Source organism: uncultured Nitrospira sp. (assembly GCA_902500695.1).
GTDB lineage: Bacteria > Nitrospirota > Nitrospiria > Nitrospirales > UBA8639 > Nitrospira_E.
This window is the reverse complement of record CABVRQ010000077.1, coordinates 3,010-17,639: the sequence shown is the minus strand read 5'-3', so window position 1 is coordinate 17,639 and position 14,630 is coordinate 3,010. Positions and strand designations below refer to the sequence as shown.

16 protein-coding genes are annotated in these 14,630 nt (G+C 48.9%); 8 read left to right on the top strand and 8 right to left on the bottom strand.

The features are described from left to right. The 3 genes from AAH187_RS15680 to AAH187_RS15670 all read left to right on the top strand — a co-directional run. Positions 1–204, top strand: a 204-nt coding sequence (locus AAH187_RS15680; protein ID WP_342349412.1) for a nitrilase-related carbon-nitrogen hydrolase, incomplete at its 5' end; no start/stop codon positions are given. A gap of 258 nt (positions 205–462) precedes the next feature. Beyond that, positions 463–2,019 carry an agmatine deiminase family protein gene (locus AAH187_RS15675; RefSeq protein ID WP_342349411.1) on the top strand — a complete coding sequence of 519 codons (1,557 nt, stop codon included), beginning with the start codon at positions 463–465 and terminating at the stop codon, positions 2,017–2,019. Continuing rightward, positions 2,016–2,975, top strand: a complete 960-nt coding sequence (locus tag AAH187_RS15670; protein WP_342349410.1) for an NAD(P)-dependent oxidoreductase — start codon at positions 2,016–2,018, stop codon at positions 2,973–2,975. Before AAH187_RS15675 ends, AAH187_RS15670 begins: the two co-directional genes overlap by 4 nt. Positions 2,976–3,073: 98 nt before the next feature. Here AAH187_RS15670 and AAH187_RS15665 read toward each other — a convergent pair whose 3' ends face one another. Then, a complete protein-coding gene (locus tag AAH187_RS15665) occupies positions 3,074–3,406 on the bottom strand; it encodes a hypothetical protein (protein WP_342349409.1) in 333 nt (110 codons plus the stop codon). A gap of 209 nt (positions 3,407–3,615) precedes the next feature. Further along, on the bottom strand, positions 3,616–4,893 hold the full coding sequence (locus AAH187_RS15660; protein ID WP_342349408.1) for an HD domain-containing phosphohydrolase: 1,278 nt from the start codon (positions 4,891–4,893) through the stop codon (positions 3,616–3,618). A gap of 347 nt (positions 4,894–5,240) precedes the next feature. Between AAH187_RS15660 and AAH187_RS15655 the strand changes: the two genes are divergently transcribed. From AAH187_RS15655 to AAH187_RS15640, 4 genes are all read left to right on the top strand, one after another. Beyond that, on the top strand, positions 5,241–5,990 hold the full coding sequence (locus tag AAH187_RS15655; RefSeq protein WP_342349407.1) for a S16 family serine protease: 750 nt from the start codon (positions 5,241–5,243) through the stop codon (positions 5,988–5,990). 218 nt (positions 5,991–6,208) lie between these two features. After that, positions 6,209–6,877: a hypothetical protein gene (locus tag AAH187_RS15650; protein ID WP_342349406.1), complete on the top strand. Its 669-nt coding sequence runs from the start codon at positions 6,209–6,211 to the stop codon at positions 6,875–6,877. Between the two features lie 134 nt (positions 6,878–7,011). Beyond that, positions 7,012–7,497: a response regulator gene (locus AAH187_RS15645; protein ID WP_342349405.1), complete on the top strand. Its 486-nt coding sequence runs from the start codon at positions 7,012–7,014 to the stop codon at positions 7,495–7,497. A gap of 449 nt (positions 7,498–7,946) precedes the next feature. Then, a complete protein-coding gene (locus AAH187_RS15640) occupies positions 7,947–8,798 on the top strand; it encodes a hypothetical protein (protein WP_342349404.1) in 852 nt (283 codons plus the stop codon). A gap of 221 nt (positions 8,799–9,019) precedes the next feature. Here AAH187_RS15640 and AAH187_RS15635 read toward each other — a convergent pair whose 3' ends face one another. The 3 genes from AAH187_RS15635 to AAH187_RS15625 all read right to left on the bottom strand — a co-directional run bounded on the left by AAH187_RS15635 (position 9,020) and on the right by AAH187_RS15625 (position 11,056). Continuing rightward, positions 9,020–9,631: a Slp family lipoprotein gene (locus tag AAH187_RS15635; RefSeq protein ID WP_342349403.1), complete on the bottom strand. Its 612-nt coding sequence runs from the start codon at positions 9,629–9,631 to the stop codon at positions 9,020–9,022. A 470-nt stretch (positions 9,632–10,101) separates the two neighbouring features. Continuing rightward, positions 10,102–10,425: a hypothetical protein gene (locus AAH187_RS15630; protein WP_342349402.1), complete on the bottom strand. Its 324-nt coding sequence runs from the start codon at positions 10,423–10,425 to the stop codon at positions 10,102–10,104. A 25-nt stretch (positions 10,426–10,450) separates the two neighbouring features. Further along, complete coding sequence (locus tag AAH187_RS15625) at positions 10,451–11,056, bottom strand: cytochrome c (protein ID WP_342349401.1); 606 nt, start codon at positions 11,054–11,056, stop codon at positions 10,451–10,453. A 200-nt stretch (positions 11,057–11,256) separates the two neighbouring features. Between AAH187_RS15625 and AAH187_RS15620 the strand changes: the two genes are divergently transcribed. Beyond that, positions 11,257–12,834 carry an AAA family ATPase gene (locus tag AAH187_RS15620; protein ID WP_342349400.1) on the top strand — a complete coding sequence of 526 codons (1,578 nt, stop codon included), beginning with the start codon at positions 11,257–11,259 and terminating at the stop codon, positions 12,832–12,834. A gap of 337 nt (positions 12,835–13,171) precedes the next feature. Here AAH187_RS15620 and AAH187_RS15615 read toward each other — a convergent pair whose 3' ends face one another. From AAH187_RS15615 to AAH187_RS15605, 3 genes are all read right to left on the bottom strand, one after another. Beyond that, the gene (locus AAH187_RS15615) at positions 13,172–13,747 is read right to left on the bottom strand and encodes a TadE/TadG family type IV pilus assembly protein (RefSeq protein WP_342349399.1); all 576 of its coding nucleotides are present in this window, start codon (positions 13,745–13,747) and stop codon (positions 13,172–13,174) included. Next, a complete protein-coding gene (locus AAH187_RS15610) occupies positions 13,744–14,277 on the bottom strand; it encodes a TadE/TadG family type IV pilus assembly protein (RefSeq protein WP_342349398.1) in 534 nt (177 codons plus the stop codon). Before AAH187_RS15610 ends, AAH187_RS15615 begins: the two co-directional genes overlap by 4 nt. Before the next feature lie 77 nt (positions 14,278–14,354). Then, the coding region (locus AAH187_RS15605; protein WP_342349397.1) for a VWA domain-containing protein at positions 14,355–14,630 on the bottom strand (276 nt) is incomplete at its 5' end.

Genomic DNA, 14,630 nt, shown 5'->3' with positions numbered 1-14,630 from the left:
GATGGGTTGGAGTTTTGGGGCAGTTCGTTTGTGTGTGATCCGTTTGGTGTGGTGCTGGCTCAAGCGTCGGTTGAGAAAGAAGAAACGCTGGTGGTGGATATCGATCTCAAGCGCATTGAAGAAGTCAGACGTAACTGGCCTTTCCTTCGCGATCGCCGCATTGATGCGTATGGAGGGATCACAAAGAGATTTTTAGATGAATAGCCCAGGGCCTATTTGACTTGTCCTCGGTAAGATCGGATCTGTCCTTCATTTCCCTCGCGCTTTTTCTTAAAAAAATAAGTCCCCTCGTAGGGAGAGGGAACCCATTGCTTGTCCAGAATTTTTCCGATACAACATGGATTTTTACATCAAAATCTGGACATGTATGTGGTGCTTCGCTTATCCATAAGGCTAGATGATTCGGTTGCCCCGTTGTGATTTGGTTCCGAAGAGGAACTGAATGAAGAGTGAGGGGGAAAGTTGAAGCGAATTTCACCAAGATGGCGATCCTTTGCGGCTCATTTACTTGGGAATCAAAGCGATGCTGAACAGCGGCTCTGGGAGGAAATTCGAGATGGTCAGATCAAGGGATGGAAATTCCGGCGGCAACATCCAATCGGTAGGAGTATCGTCGATTTTTGTTGTTTGGAATGGATGCTGATTATTGAGCTGGATGATGAGGAACAACGAAAGCAAGAAACCGCTGATGAAGAGTCCACAAATTATTTAACGGCTTTAGGCTTTCGTGTCCTTCGATTTTTGAATGATGATGTTCTGAACAAGACTGATGATGTGGTGGAGGAGATTGTGAGAGTCATGGAAAATTCTGAGAACCTTCATTCTCCCCCTAGCCCTGTCATGGATTCAGAGCTGAGCCCTGGCCGGGAGATGGACCCAGAGGATTCCCACTCTCGCACTTTCTCTAATCAGGAGAAAGTCCCTCTTAAGGCGAGGGGATCTAAGTTAGATTTTCGGATGCCCGCAGAGTGGGAGCGACACGAGGCGACTTGGCTCGGATGGCCCCATAATACGAAAGATTGGCCGGGGAAAATGGGAGCGATCTCCTGGGTGTATGGAGAAATGGTTCGGAAAATCTCTGGGGGAGAAACTGTTCGGATTTTGGTGAATGACAAAGACCATGAATTAAAAGCCCGGCGGGTGTTGGCCAAAGTTGGCGTGGATATGACCCGTATTCAATTTTTTCGTGTTCCGACCAATCGGGGGTGGGCGAGAGACTTTGGCCCCATTTTCGTGAAACGGGATCAGCCTGAACCTCAAGTGGCGATTGCCCGTTTTCGATTTACTGCCTGGGCCAAGTATCCCGATTCGCAATTGGATGATCGTATTCCCTTACGGTTAGGCCCGAAACTTAAGATTCCCGTGGTTCCGGTTGAGCGAAATCGGAAAGGGGTTGTTCTGGAGGGTGGCGCCATCGATGTGAACGGCCAAGGAACATTGTTGACCACAGAAGAATGTTTGTTGGATGAGCAGGTGCAGGTACGGAATCCCGGGTATTCCCGATGGGATTATGAGGAAGTGTTTCGCACACATTTAGGCATTTCCCAGGTTCTCTGGTTGGGACAAGGCATTGCCGGTGACGATACGCATGGACATGTGGATGATGTGTGCCGGTTCGTGGATCCCTATACGGTGGTGCTGTGTCAGGAATCCAATCCAGCCGATGAGAACTACCGTCCCTTGGCTGAAAATGCCGAACGATTGGAGGGGATGCGGGTGGAGGACGGGAGAAAGTTACTGGTAGTCCCCTTGCCGATGCCTGAGCCGCTGTATTTTGAAGGACGACGGCTACCCGCCAGTTATGCCAATTTTTATATCGGCAATACTGTCGTGTTGGTGCCAACCTTTAATGATCCTCAGGATCGGGTGGCGTTAGGGATTGTGGCCGACCTGTTTCCTGATCGAGCCGTGGTGGGTATTCATGCTGTGGATCTGGTCTGGGGGTTCGGAACCATTCATTGTTTGACGCAACAACAGCCAGCCTCTGATCAATCTTCGATCCTCAAGGAGCGTTCATGAATACCTCTTCCTCTGCGGCCGAACCTATTATTCTTCCCTTGTCTGTTCGAATTGGATGGATTGGCACTGGAGTGATGGGCGCGCCAATGTGTGAACATCTCCTTCGTGCGGGGTATGCCTTGACGGTACATACCCGCACTCCTTCTAAAGCTCAGATGCTGTTGGATCAAGGGGCGCGGTGGGCAGAGTCTACAGCAGCCTTAGTCGCGGAGGCCGATGTGGTATGTACGATGGTGGGCTTTCCTCAGGACGTTCGAAAGATTTATCTCCAACCCGAGGGACTGTTGTCACAGGCTCGTTCCGGTCAAGTGTTTGTGGACTTCACCACTTCCGAGCCGACATTGGCCCGTGAATTGGCCAGTTTGGCCGCTTCAAAATCCGCGTCGGTTCTTGATGCGCCTGTTTCGGGCGGTGACGTTGGCGCCAAAGATGGCACGTTGTCCATTATGGTGGGTGGAGATTCCAGAGTATTTGAGGCGGTCAAGCCGATCTTGTCCGTGTTTGGAAGAACTTTAGTGTATCAAGGTCAGGCAGGATGCGGACAGCATGCCAAACTCTGTAATCAAATTACGATTGCCGGCACCATGATCGGTGTGTGTGAAGCGTTATTGTATGCCCACAAGGCCGGATTGGATGGCGAAACCTTGTTACACTCCATATCCAGTGGGGCCGCGGGATGCTGGACACTTGACCATCTGGCGCCACGGATACTGAAACGGGATTTTGGAGCCGGATTTTTTGTGGAGCATTTTATTAAGGATATGGGTATGGCATTAGATGAAGCCAAACGAATGGGCTTACTTCTGACAGGGCTTTCACTTGTGCGAAAGCTCTATGTTGCGATTCAAGCCAATGGCCACGGGCGTTCCGGGACGCATGCGTTGTTATTGGCGCTAGAAGATTTGTCGCCGACCTTTATCACCGCAGATTCCTCGCCTCGTTTGTTGTCAAAGTAATTCAAAGCCGGATCCGAATTTCCTCAATTTTTTTGCCCCTGTGGGAAGCTGCCTTGCTCCAATTTTGGGAGAGTGTTCTATCTTTAACAAAAAGCGAATTAGCTCTTTTCTGCCAAGGTTCCTAGAAATAAAATCGCTAACCCGAATTTTTTCTTTTGTGGTTTATCATCGTTATCCCTTTCCCGGGTTCCTAAATCATGGTGCTTAGTGGATTTTGTCGATTGGGAAGCATGATCTTTTTCTAAAGGATAATTTTTTGATGCCATTTGGGTGGGGTGAGTACATTGCTCTTTGATGGATTGAGTGGAGGGAGACATGGGCAATGTTCTGGCTTGTCCTTCATTCAGGAAGAATGCGACCGAGAGGGCCAGGCCTGTGAGGGATAGTAGACGCCATGTTCTTGTGGTCGGTTGCTGACGGATCTTTTTCATTCTTGAGCCCTCCGTTCCGCCTCTGGTGCGGTGCGGGTTGGTTGGGAAATGCCTGGGCCTGTATCGGCATTCCTTTTTTAAACCTTGCGGGGGGGACCCAGTGGTGTTTGTTTCTTAAAATTGGTGTGAATTGCGGTTCGGCTTTCTGAACCGGATCAGTCCCGGGTGGGGTGAGAGAGCCTTCTCGATCTGACCGACAGGAAGGATGACTACAAGGTCATCCAATTTTCCAGAGCAGAATCAAGGTCAATACCGACTTGTTCGGGAGCGAGGACCCGCACAATTTCTGGCCGTGGTTCATGAGAGGATAGTACAGAGAAGTTGAACGGGATCGGTTCAGGCAAGGGTTGATGAATGGCGTCCTGGATAAGGAGGATCGTGGGTTGAAGCAGATTATCTCTGGAGTTCGCTGTGACGATTCCCCTTTCGCCGGTGCTCAATTCCACCAGGGCATAGGTGGGATAGATTCCGATAAGATTTATGAAGGTCGCCACTAACTCCCCATCTAATAGCCCTTTCCTGCCTTGTTGATACAACGTTTGGAGCGCGACTCTGACCGCGAGAGGTTTCCCGGTGTGGTGACCGGTCAATAATTCATCATACTCGTCGACAATACGAAGGATTCGGGTGGGTGTTTGGATTTTTGCCGGATCAATATTCGCAGGGTATCCTGATCCATCCAGCGCGATATGATGTTCGCGGATTAACGTATCGACCTCGTCAGCCAAACAAGACTGTTGTGACAGCATGTCAGCTCCACGTCGGGGATGTTTCTGGTACAGGCCTAATTCTGAGTCAGATAACTGGTTGAGCGGCCGATGAAGGACTTGTGGAAGGTTCAAGAGCCCCGCGTCGTGGAGGAGGCCCGCGCTTGCCAGGTGTTGTAACGCGGTGTTGTCCAACCCCACAGCTCGTCCCAGTAACACGGCTAATGTACTGACCGCGAGTGCGTGATCGTACAAGGCCGGAGAAAAGTCTCTGGTCCGAATCATGGCGATGCAGGCTTCTTCATGTCCGAGGGTTTCAGCCATAACGGATTCAGTGATCTGATGAACCTGTTCTATGGCGAGCCCTCCGGTTTTCTGCAGTGTGTGAAGGATATCCTGTACTCCTTCAAGCATATACTTCCGCACCAGCTTCATCGTGGTGAGTTCACCGGATAGTGATTTTCCCTGGATAGAGGGTGAAAGCTGCTGAAGACGTTCGGCTTCCGGTGGGACGGAGGAATCAGGTATCGGAGGGTCCTGTTTGGATGAGAGCTCATCATCTTGAGTCTGTGGTGGTTCAGAATCTGATGGCACGTCATGCCCACGATCAGTATCAATGGTGATTTCTTCAATTCCGGCCTGTTGTAATTTGGCAATATCACTGGAACATTTAATGAGAAACCGGTGCACGAGGAAGGGGGTATTCAGCCATGAGCGGTCAATTCCACAGAGGTACATTCCCACTTGAGCCGATGTTGTTGGAATTCGTTTGATGGCCATATGGTTGCCGATGAGGCGTTCTAGAATGGAAATCCCATTCCCTCAATTGAGGGAAATGCCTGATGTCCTCATCGGTGTTCTTTGGACCGTTCTTAATCTTCTCTGTCATTCGTGGACAGGTAACGAGATTGAACGGCCCTCCATATGAAGAATGTCCCTGTTGTCCGGTGAAAGGAATATCTATGAATTGATAAGGCCTCGGGACGATCAGAGACAGCAAGTCATGGTGCCAGACCTCGCAAAGCTTAAGTGTGCTCTTTGCCAGGCCGAAAAGGTGAAGACAGCTTTCACGGGGGATGGCGATGGGTGGAGGGCGAACATCATTTCAAAGTGGGTGCGCAGAATGCTTGACTGCTTGGTCTGCTCATCCACAGAACGTGTCCTCGACATCTTGGTTATTCCTGGGAGGCATTCTTCTCTCCATATTCCTAGCATTCGGTCTTCCCTCCTCCAGCCATGCGGCTTCAGAAACCGATTTTCCGATTAACCCTGTTCGAAGGGCGATTCCCATCCTTGGGACGACGACGAATGCACAATCTGAACAGGTGGGTATTGTTGCGGAAGTTCAATTGGAGTTTCTTCAGCGACGAGATCACAAAGGGTTGGATCTTCAATTTCTTACCAGGCCAGGGAAGTTTTCACCCTATGCCCAACAGTCGGTCAAAGATGCCTTGGGTTTGGTGGTTGAAGCTGCTGGCCTGAATCCTGATTCCTGGACGGTCAGGTTTATTTTGCCCTATCCGGGAGTCACGTTGTACGGGGAAAGTTTATCGGCCATGGCGGCCCTGAATGTCGTTGCCCTTGCTAAAAATGAGCCCGTGGATGAGGAGACGGTTCTGACGGGTACCGTTACGGCGGATGGACATGTGGGAACTGTGGGAGGAGTCCCGTTAAAGATCTTAGCCGCGCATGAACAACGGTATCGGCGGGTGCTCATTCCAGAGGAACCCGACGTGGCGGATGATGATTGGGAAACTCCGTTCCTGATGGAAGTGTCACCGGTAGGATCCATCAAACATGCATATCTCGCGTTAACCCATCGCCCCCTTCGAAGCCATCTCAACGACCAGTCTATTGCTGCAAGCCTATCTCAGTAACCTCTTTTTTACTGAACATCCGGTCCTATGTATGGTAATCCCTGTGGGTGAGGGGAGAGATGTTCGAGCTGTATGGTATCCCAAAGGTGTTTCCGGCCAGCTTGCTTGTATGGTTCAAATGTTTCTATGGTATCCAAACGAGGAGCGCGCAACTTTTGTGTTGGAGTTTTCTTTCGCAGGTCGACGTGCCCAAGCAATCATTAATGGAGTAATCTTCGATGATCCGACCATGTTTTGCGGTTGATATTGATAATGTCTTGGGCCGCGCGGAGCCGGAAGTGCAGCGGTTGTTTCAGGAATTGACCGGAAGGTTATGGCCTGTGGGTCTGTATGGGAGTGCTGGTGGATTAGATGCTAGTCAATTAGCGCCTGAGCTTCTTGAGGAAATTTTCTCCCGATTTCACCAGGAGTCTATCCCACGGTTACCGCTGTTTCCAGGGGCAAGACAGGCCTTGACACTCATCCATCAGCGTTATCGGATTATCATCGTGACGGCTCGGCGTCCCTATTCACGACCTCAGACTCTTCGTTGGTTAGAGGAGCATGGTCTTCCTTTTGATGCGCTGTATCACACTGAAGAGAAAACCGACATTCCCGAATCGATCACAGCCGCGATTGACGATCATCCTCACCATATTCAGGCCTATCGTGCTCTCGACAGACAAGTCTTTGTCATGGATCAACCCTGGAACCGGGCAATTCCCCATGCTGATGTCATTCGTGTGACCGGCTGGGATGCACTCCTTCAGTGGTTGCATGTCCGACATCTCCCGCAATGGCCAAAAAAATTTCCGGAGTCTCCTTCCTTTCGACAGTTGTTCTCCTCTCATCTCAATGTTCCTTCCTTGACGGCGGGGGGTGTTTCGACGGGATTCGCAAAACCATAAGCGTGTCATCGTTCGTCCGTGGAGGAAAGGTTTTTGAAAAATTGCCGATAAAGAACAGTGGTTCTTTGCTGTTGGGAATCGGTATTGCCCAGCCCGATTTTTGATCTCCCGTTTAGTCAATTCAAGGAATACTGATGATGACTCTGCCCATCCACACAGTTCTGCTTGTTGATGATAATCCCGATGACTGCGAAATTGTGAAAGAGGCATGGGACGAGATCCCGGTTGGACAGGAATTGCGGTGTGTGAATGATGGCACCGAATTGCTGGATTACTTATACCGCCGTGGCCTCTTTTCCAGGGGAGAATGTGCGCCACGCCCTAGTGTGATTCTCCTGGATTTAAATATGCCTCACATGACCGGAGGGGAAGTTCTCACTGAAATCAAGAAGGATCCATCTCTGGCAAGTATTCCCATTGTGGTGTTGACCACGTCAAATGCTCCAAAGGATATCTGTTTCACCGCTGGTATGGGGGTGAATGGATACATGCAGAAACCCAATTCCTATACCGGGTATCTCCAGATGTTTAACAATTTGAGAAAGCACTGGGCGGAAGTTCTTGAACAGCCATTGGCGGGAAGTGGCGGAGATTCCTCCGCCAATGTCGCCTGGTGTTAAAAGTCGGTATCGTGCGGTATTCGCGATTTTCCCGGTCAAACCTCGGTGTCCATTTTTTCTTCTCTCTTCGCCCCAGGTGGGCGCTCACGTTCTAGATTGGTTTTTCACCTTTCCTCTAGTCATGGCCCAGTATGTGAAGAATCTTAAACGGAAAGACACTCATTGAGGTCACTTCGTATGAGAGCTTTCTCCTCTTTTGGTCTTTCGCCCTCTTCTTTCCCGGGTGCCCGGTTTTCGGTACTTCTGAGCCAAAGTAAGGGTCATGAATGTAGGCTATGTCCAGATAAGAGGTTTCTGCTTTTGCCCCCTCAAGTTGCCTTCTCAACAACCGACACTATTCTATATTGACTGACGAGTGGTGATAACGGGAGATCTACCTGTGTATTCATCCATACAGGGATCCTCATTATTCATTGCGATTGAAAACCTTGAGGACAATGGGAAATGCTATGAAAACACATTTGAGCTTGACGGGCGCAGTTGTCATGTTGGGAACAACCCTGTTGACGACAAGTTTGGCCTATGAGGCATCTGAATATTTGATATTCACCCGTCACCGGGATTCCAATGGTCATTTGCTGGCGGGGCCAACCCACCATCAAGCGCACCCATCCGTGATTCAAAAAACGGTCGTTCCTGCTCAACCCCAGGCTTTGGAACGGCGAAGTACGGAGTGGGGAATGAATGCCCAAGAGGTAAAACTGAATGAACCGGTGCAGCCGGTTTGGGAACTCCAGTCTCCGGTATTGGAGATCTACGAGCAGCGGGTGGGGTATCGTCGTCAAATCGAAGGAATTGATGCGTCGTTAACCTACACTTTTTATGAAGATCAACTTGCTCAGGCGAATTATCTCTTTGAACCGAAACATGATGATGCTGTGGACTATGTGCAAGATTTCCATGCGGTGGAAAATTGGATAACCCAGTCTTATGGCATGCCCACGTCAGTTCAGGAAATCTGGTTAGATTCGTTGTACCAATATGATCAAAGTCTCTGGGGACAAGCCCTGCTTCGCGGCCATCTGAAGATGGTGGCGGAATGGCGGAACGATACTACGAATATTACTCTTTTGTTAGACGGTGGAGAGGATACGATAGGGTTAATGGCTGATTTCGATAGCGTGGCAATCATAGCTCCCGCTCCTATGGAAGCCAGGGTCATTGAGGGAAATCCTGTTGTGGATGACGTCTCCATCGGAGAAAGTTCTGTTAGTGAAGAGCACCCAATGGAAGCTCCGTTAGTGGAAGAGATGCCAATTGAATCCATACCCCAGGAACAGCACCCGGACACAAAGTTGTAAATCTCCTGTCGAGTTTCCAGTTTATTTGAAATACTCGTTTATTGTGGGAGGAGGCCATGCCTCCTCCTTTTTTTTAATATTTAAAGAGATTGAATCGGGTTGGCATGGTTCCCAGGGAGTCCTTGGGTGTTCCAGATCCTACGAGTTATTTGGGCAATTGAATATCCCTGAGGCTCTCGGAAATAGTAGCGCGGGTGTGTCTGTGGGTTAGGGAAAGCGTCTTACCAATAGCCAAAAGGGTAAGATGGGTAAAACCGGCCATATCCCCGCCAGTACGGATACGCATAGGGATAAAACAATGGTTGAGGATAGGATCTATACCGGTCGTAATCAGGAGAATACGCTGGCCAGATTTTGAAATGTTTAATGAGGAAAGTGGGATAGGTATATATGTCTTCATCGAGACTCTGTTGGACAGAGCCGGATATTTCTACTGCCAGGGTGATCCGGCTTCCGGGAGGGACCGTGGCGGGGTCTAGAAATTGCTGTTGTTCTGCAATAAATCGTCCTTGGGATTGAGTAAGTTCAGTCGTGGGTTCCTGGTCATCGATGAGAGGCAATTGGAGGATTGTGAGTTGGGTTGAATTTTGTAAGCGTTTCGCCGCCAGGATTTGTCCGCCAAGTATGACTAGTTTTCCCTTGAAGCTGTCAGGATCATCTTTAATGCGTGGGAACATTAATAAGGGATCGATTTGTTCGGCCAGATTGGGAGGAAGAGTACTTTGGTAGGGGGTCGAGCATCCTCCGGCACAAAGCACGGTGAGGAATAAAAGGAAAACCAGTTTATTGCGAAAAACAACAGGTGAGAGACTAACAGCCCTGGAGTAGGTCATCTTGCTCCTTCATCCATCTTTATACGGGATATTCCTCCACCTGGAAAATATTCAAATAAAACAGATTCATCCCATACCTCTAGTGCCCAGAGTGCTTTCTTTGTAAACCGGACTGGCCCTATTCACCCCAAATGGCATCTCAGTATGGCGTCCGTTATAGACTCCGATCCATTTGTTCAATCTTGCGCCTGTCCTGCTTGTTATGTGAGGCCAGTCGCCAGGGAGTTCTGATCCAAAGCTAGAAATCCTGGAATTTAGTCAATGGCATACTGTTGTCTTGGCCTCTTGAAGGTAGGGCCAATGATCAAAATTCGGGAGGATTGATCCATGTAAATAGATTAAGAAAAAAATGAATATGCGGATTATGTAAGATTGTGGTTTAGTCCTTCCAAATAAAACACTTCATTCGGCATACCCAAAAAAATCACAGGCCTTTTTTTCTCATTCTGGGTCGTGATCGTGTTCGGTAATCAAGGTTTCTTTTTTGGTGTGGAAAATGTGATCTCCGTCGCAACCCAGTCCCGGTTTTCAGGGACTTCTTTTTTGGAAACCTCGGCCACGAGTCGGTCGCCAACCTGCGGCCGAGCATTTTCTACATGGATGCCATTTTGTTGAAACGTAATTTGAGGATGAAAGGCGAGGGTCAGGGATTCCCCTTTTGGAGTTGTGACCACTACATGGTCATTTCCCGATTCGGTGACGGTTCCCATCACATGAGCGGCATCGCCATGTGCCCAGGCTGGGGCGGTCAGAAACATGGAACACAGAACGGCTAAAATGCTGAAATATTTCATGATGATGACTCCTTGAATTATGAAATCAATGATGGTGGTTTTGGGGTACCACATCTTCTCCTGATAAAAATTGATCAAGGGTTTCTTGTTGCTCCCGTTCTTCGCGGGTAAGGGGATTATATTGTTTCATCTCCGTAATTTCTTCAGGAGTGATATTGGGAAAATGTCGAATAAGGTGTACTAATTTCCAGCTGTCGAGATCTTCTTCCGGCAAACCTTTCCCCCAGGCTGGCATTCCGGTGAATCGAATGCCGTAATGGATGACATAAAACAATTCGCCATCAGCCATAGCCTGAATGGCAGGGTCCCTGAGGTCAGGAACAGGAGGGTAGAAATTCGGACCCATATGTGTTTTCCCACTTCCATCATTGGCATGGCAGGTCGCGCAGTGATCGGCAAAATGATGCCGAGCGTCCGCAAGTGCTTCTGAAGAAGAAAGAATCGGGTTCGTCATCTTGAGGAAGTGGCTTGGAGTTGCCAGATGGCGGATAAATCTTGCCGCTTTCACTTCCCACTCGGGGGGAGTAGCTTTGGCAGAGAACATGCCCGGTAACAACCAGAGCGCTGTCAATAGGGCCACGACCAGGAGAAACAGAAATATAATGAAAAAGGTTTTGATTCGTCTCAACATAATTGGTCAGATATTTATAGTGTACCTGGTCGGGCATTTTCTTCACAAGTCAAATGAACGTTTATCATCAGTGGATGCTTTGGTCTGTTTGGTGAAAGGAGTGAAATTGGGTAGGATGAGCAAGTGCACTAAATGGAGTGCGGTCCAGAACGATATGTTTTCATTTCCTCTCAGAGGCTAGTGGTCTTTATTGGATGGCTATGATTTCTTCTCAGTTAGTCGCCTCGCTGCAGAATCCGAAATGTTATGCACACCCGGTGAGTCAGGTCACCCTGGTGGAAACGCATATTTCTTGGGTCTTTCTAACCGGTCGGTATGTCTACAAAATTAAAAAGCCCGTGTTGTTTTCCTTTGTTGATTTTTCCACACTTGAAAAACGGAAGTGGTTTTGTGAAGAAGAGGTTCGTCTCAACGGACGGTTAGCTCCACATCTCTATCTCGGGGTGGTGTCCATCACTGGATCGCCATCAGATCCACGCATGGATGGCGACGGATGCCCTTTTGAATGGGCCGTCAAAATGAAACAATTTCCTCCCAATCAGGAGTTTCACAATCTCCTTGAAAGGGGCTCCCTGGATGAATCGGTGGTCGGTCAACTGGCCAGAGATATCGGTATTTTCCATAGCCGGCTTGACCCTGCAGAAGATCTCATGCCCTATGGAGAGCCGGATATGGTCTGGCAACCTATAACAGAGTGCTTCGAGGACATTCCTCATACTGCCCTCCCTGCGCGGATTCAATCCTGTTTGCAGGATATTCAAGAATGGATAAACCAGGAATGGAGGCGCTTAAGGTCAATAATAAAACAACGCAAAGCTTCAGGGCAGATTCGGGAGTGTCATGGTGATCTTCATTTGGGAAATATTGCCTTATTGGAGGACCGGATCTGTGTCTTTGATGCATTGGAATTTGAACCACGGTTACGTTGGATTGATGTCATCAGTGAAGTCGCGTTTTTGGTCATGGATTTAGAGAGTAGAGATCGGGTGGATTTAGCCTATTGGTTTTTAAACTGTTATCTGGAAGTGACTGGAGACTATGCCGGGATGAGTGTGTTCCGGCTGTATGAGGTGTATCGGGCACTTGTTCGGGCGAAAGTCGCAGGCTTGCGTCTGGCTCAGGTAGAACCCGGAAACGCAGTTCGGGAAGATATCCTTCAAGAAATAAGCAGATACGTGGAGTTTGCCCATCGATTGATGATGCCCTCTCCTCCAATGTTGATGCTGATGCATGGAGTATCCGGGACCGGGAAGACGACGGTCTCCACTGAAGTGGTGAAAGCGTTGGGTGCTATGCGCGTGCGATCCGATGTGGAACGTAAACGGATCCATGCCGAACAACCTAAAATCGTTGTTGGTCAGGAAACTTCAAAGAGCTTGTACTCGCCAGATATGACTCGTGCAACCTATGATCGGTTATGGGACCTTGCAAATACGATGTTACAGGCGGGCTATTCTGTCGTTGTGGATGCTACATTCATTGAGAGCGCACAAAGACAATCATTCATCCGACTCGCCCATGAAAGGCTCGTGTCTGTTGTTATCTTGGACGTCTGGGCGCCGGACGAGGTGTTGGCCGAGCGAATAGCATCTCGAGCTAAACAACGGACCGATGCATCTGATGCAACGATTGGAGTCATGGAACAGCAAAAGGCCAAAGGGGAGCCCTTAACCAAACTTGAACAGGACACTTCGATTCGCCTGGATTCGACCGATTTGCAAACGGTCAGATCCACGCTAGAGAGTCTTATTGAACAACGAAGAAATAGGGCAAATTAAAGCCAAACTTATGAAATGGACATGTGTGAATGATCCTGTCCTGGCGCGTTGTACTCACGCTGTAAGAAAATTGGGAAATGCTTGGATGGCTTTGAGGGGATAGTCCGTCCTCTATTCAGGGAGTGTATATGGAAGATCAACAAAATGAGGTTACAGTACCACCCGGTATTTTATACCTTCCCATCTCAGGGATGAAAAATATGAGAAGAACAGCCGAGAAGGGTTGGGGGACTTCCGTCTGGTTGCTTCGCAAGTCTGTTTAACGGAATGCTGTCTATCCAATCTAAAAATATATGGTGCAGGAGAATGTTCCTGGACAGATTCCTGACGTCTTAGATTAAAAAATTGCTCGGCTAAACAAGGTCACACTGTTTCCCAGGTTGCCCCCCCATCCAAATTGAGCACCTAGTGCCCCGACAGGGGTCATTGGATCATGTTCATAATAGACTTTAAGCACGGTAAACTGTTGTACTGTTGCACCGGTACCGGGAACATAAATCAAATAGTCGTAAAGATTTTGCGGTAAATCACAATTCGGAAGCGCTGGAGCCTCTACGCCGGAGCCGTTAAAACCTCCCTGCTCAACGACCGTACAGGTAGGGTTATTGTCCGCGACGGTCCCAGCGGTGATTTGGGCTAAGTAAATATGATATTTGGATGGATGATTTTTGAAATCCAGAGCATTGTTTGTGGAGCCGAGAAGATCCATCATATTCTGGCTGGTCGTCAGGTTTCGCGAGGCTAAGCTTGCGCCCTCCCTCGCTAGCTGGGTGAGCGCATTGCGTTCGTTGATGATGCTCCCGTATTCGACAATGCCAAAGGCGACGAAGAGAAAAATCATGAGGGAAAAAGCGAGTTCGATGGAAGCGGTTCCCCGTTCATTTCGCCCTATCTGTAATAATGATGCCATCATGAGCCGCCTCCTAGGATGAAGTTTTCATTGCGGTAGGTTCCCTCGGACGACATGACAATGGTATCACCTGGTCCAAATAACCCACCGATCAATTGTGTAAAAAATTGGTGGGTGAAATTGACTCTGACCCGCATAAAAGCGCCGGCACCGCCGGCACTTGCCGTTCCAACAACCGCCGGATCATCGGGATCGGTCCAATCGGCATCGACGGGAAAAATGAAAATATCCGACGAAGGAATGTCCATCACGGCTGCGGCGCTTTGTTGAATGGCTTGTTTGATTGAATTTTCCCGTGATAAGGAATTCCCGTTGCCATCGACTGAAGTCGCGCCTACCGTCCCAATACGAATGCCCTCTCTTACTGCGGAAGTAAGGGTATTCTGGTGTACAAAAAACCAGCCCATTTCCGCTACGGCGAAGAGAGACGTGAGGAACACGAGCATGGTTAACCCCACTTCAACGGCCGAGATTCCTGACTCGTTATGGCATGGAGACAATAGTTTACGAAAAGATTTGATCAACCCGTTCATTGGGGAATCCTCCTGCTTGTGGACCCATAATCCCAGTTACGCGTGCCATGGTTATCATTGTGTGCCATCGTGGTTGCCTAACTAATGAGGACAAGTTTGAGAATATTGGCGATTTGTTGGAAAATTCCCTCCAACTCTGAGGAGTCAGGGGTATAGTAGGCAAAAGCTGATCCGCTGGAGAGCGTTGCGAGAAATGCCTGATCGATGTTGCCCAATCCAATGGTATAGATTTCAACGCCCTGAGCTTTGATTGCTGCGGCATTGTCAATAGCCATCTGGGTTGCGAGATAGTTAAGGTAACCGGCTAGTGGTCCCTGGGGGATATTGCATTGTTGGGAACCGTAACTGGACAT

What these genes read in the sequence shown, in the direction of transcription:
- AAH187_RS15665 (WP_342349409.1), bottom strand. Translation starts at nt 3,406, where the DNA reads ATGAAAAAGATCCGTCAGCAACCGACCACAAGAACATGGCGTCTACTA.
- AAH187_RS15640 (WP_342349404.1), top strand. Translation starts at nt 7,947, where the DNA reads ATGAAAACACATTTGAGCTTGACGGGCGCAGTTGTCATGTTGGGAACA.
- AAH187_RS15615 (WP_342349399.1), bottom strand. Translation starts at nt 13,747, where the DNA reads ATGATGGCATCATTATTACAGATAGGGCGAAATGAACGGGGAACCGCT.
- AAH187_RS15660 (WP_342349408.1), bottom strand. Translation starts at nt 4,893, where the DNA reads ATGGCCATCAAACGAATTCCAACAACATCGGCTCAAGTGGGAATGTAC.
- AAH187_RS15645 (WP_342349405.1), top strand. Translation starts at nt 7,012, where the DNA reads ATGATGACTCTGCCCATCCACACAGTTCTGCTTGTTGATGATAATCCC.
- AAH187_RS15650 (WP_342349406.1), top strand. Translation starts at nt 6,209, where the DNA reads ATGATCCGACCATGTTTTGCGGTTGATATTGATAATGTCTTGGGCCGC.
- AAH187_RS15670 (WP_342349410.1), top strand. Translation starts at nt 2,016, where the DNA reads ATGAATACCTCTTCCTCTGCGGCCGAACCTATTATTCTTCCCTTGTCT.
- AAH187_RS15630 (WP_342349402.1), bottom strand. Translation starts at nt 10,425, where the DNA reads ATGAAATATTTCAGCATTTTAGCCGTTCTGTGTTCCATGTTTCTGACC.
- AAH187_RS15610 (WP_342349398.1), bottom strand. Translation starts at nt 14,277, where the DNA reads ATGAACGGGTTGATCAAATCTTTTCGTAAACTATTGTCTCCATGCCAT.
- AAH187_RS15620 (WP_342349400.1), top strand. Translation starts at nt 11,257, where the DNA reads ATGATTTCTTCTCAGTTAGTCGCCTCGCTGCAGAATCCGAAATGTTAT.
- AAH187_RS15625 (WP_342349401.1), bottom strand. Translation starts at nt 11,056, where the DNA reads ATGTTGAGACGAATCAAAACCTTTTTCATTATATTTCTGTTTCTCCTG.
- AAH187_RS15635 (WP_342349403.1), bottom strand. Translation starts at nt 9,631, where the DNA reads ATGACCTACTCCAGGGCTGTTAGTCTCTCACCTGTTGTTTTTCGCAAT.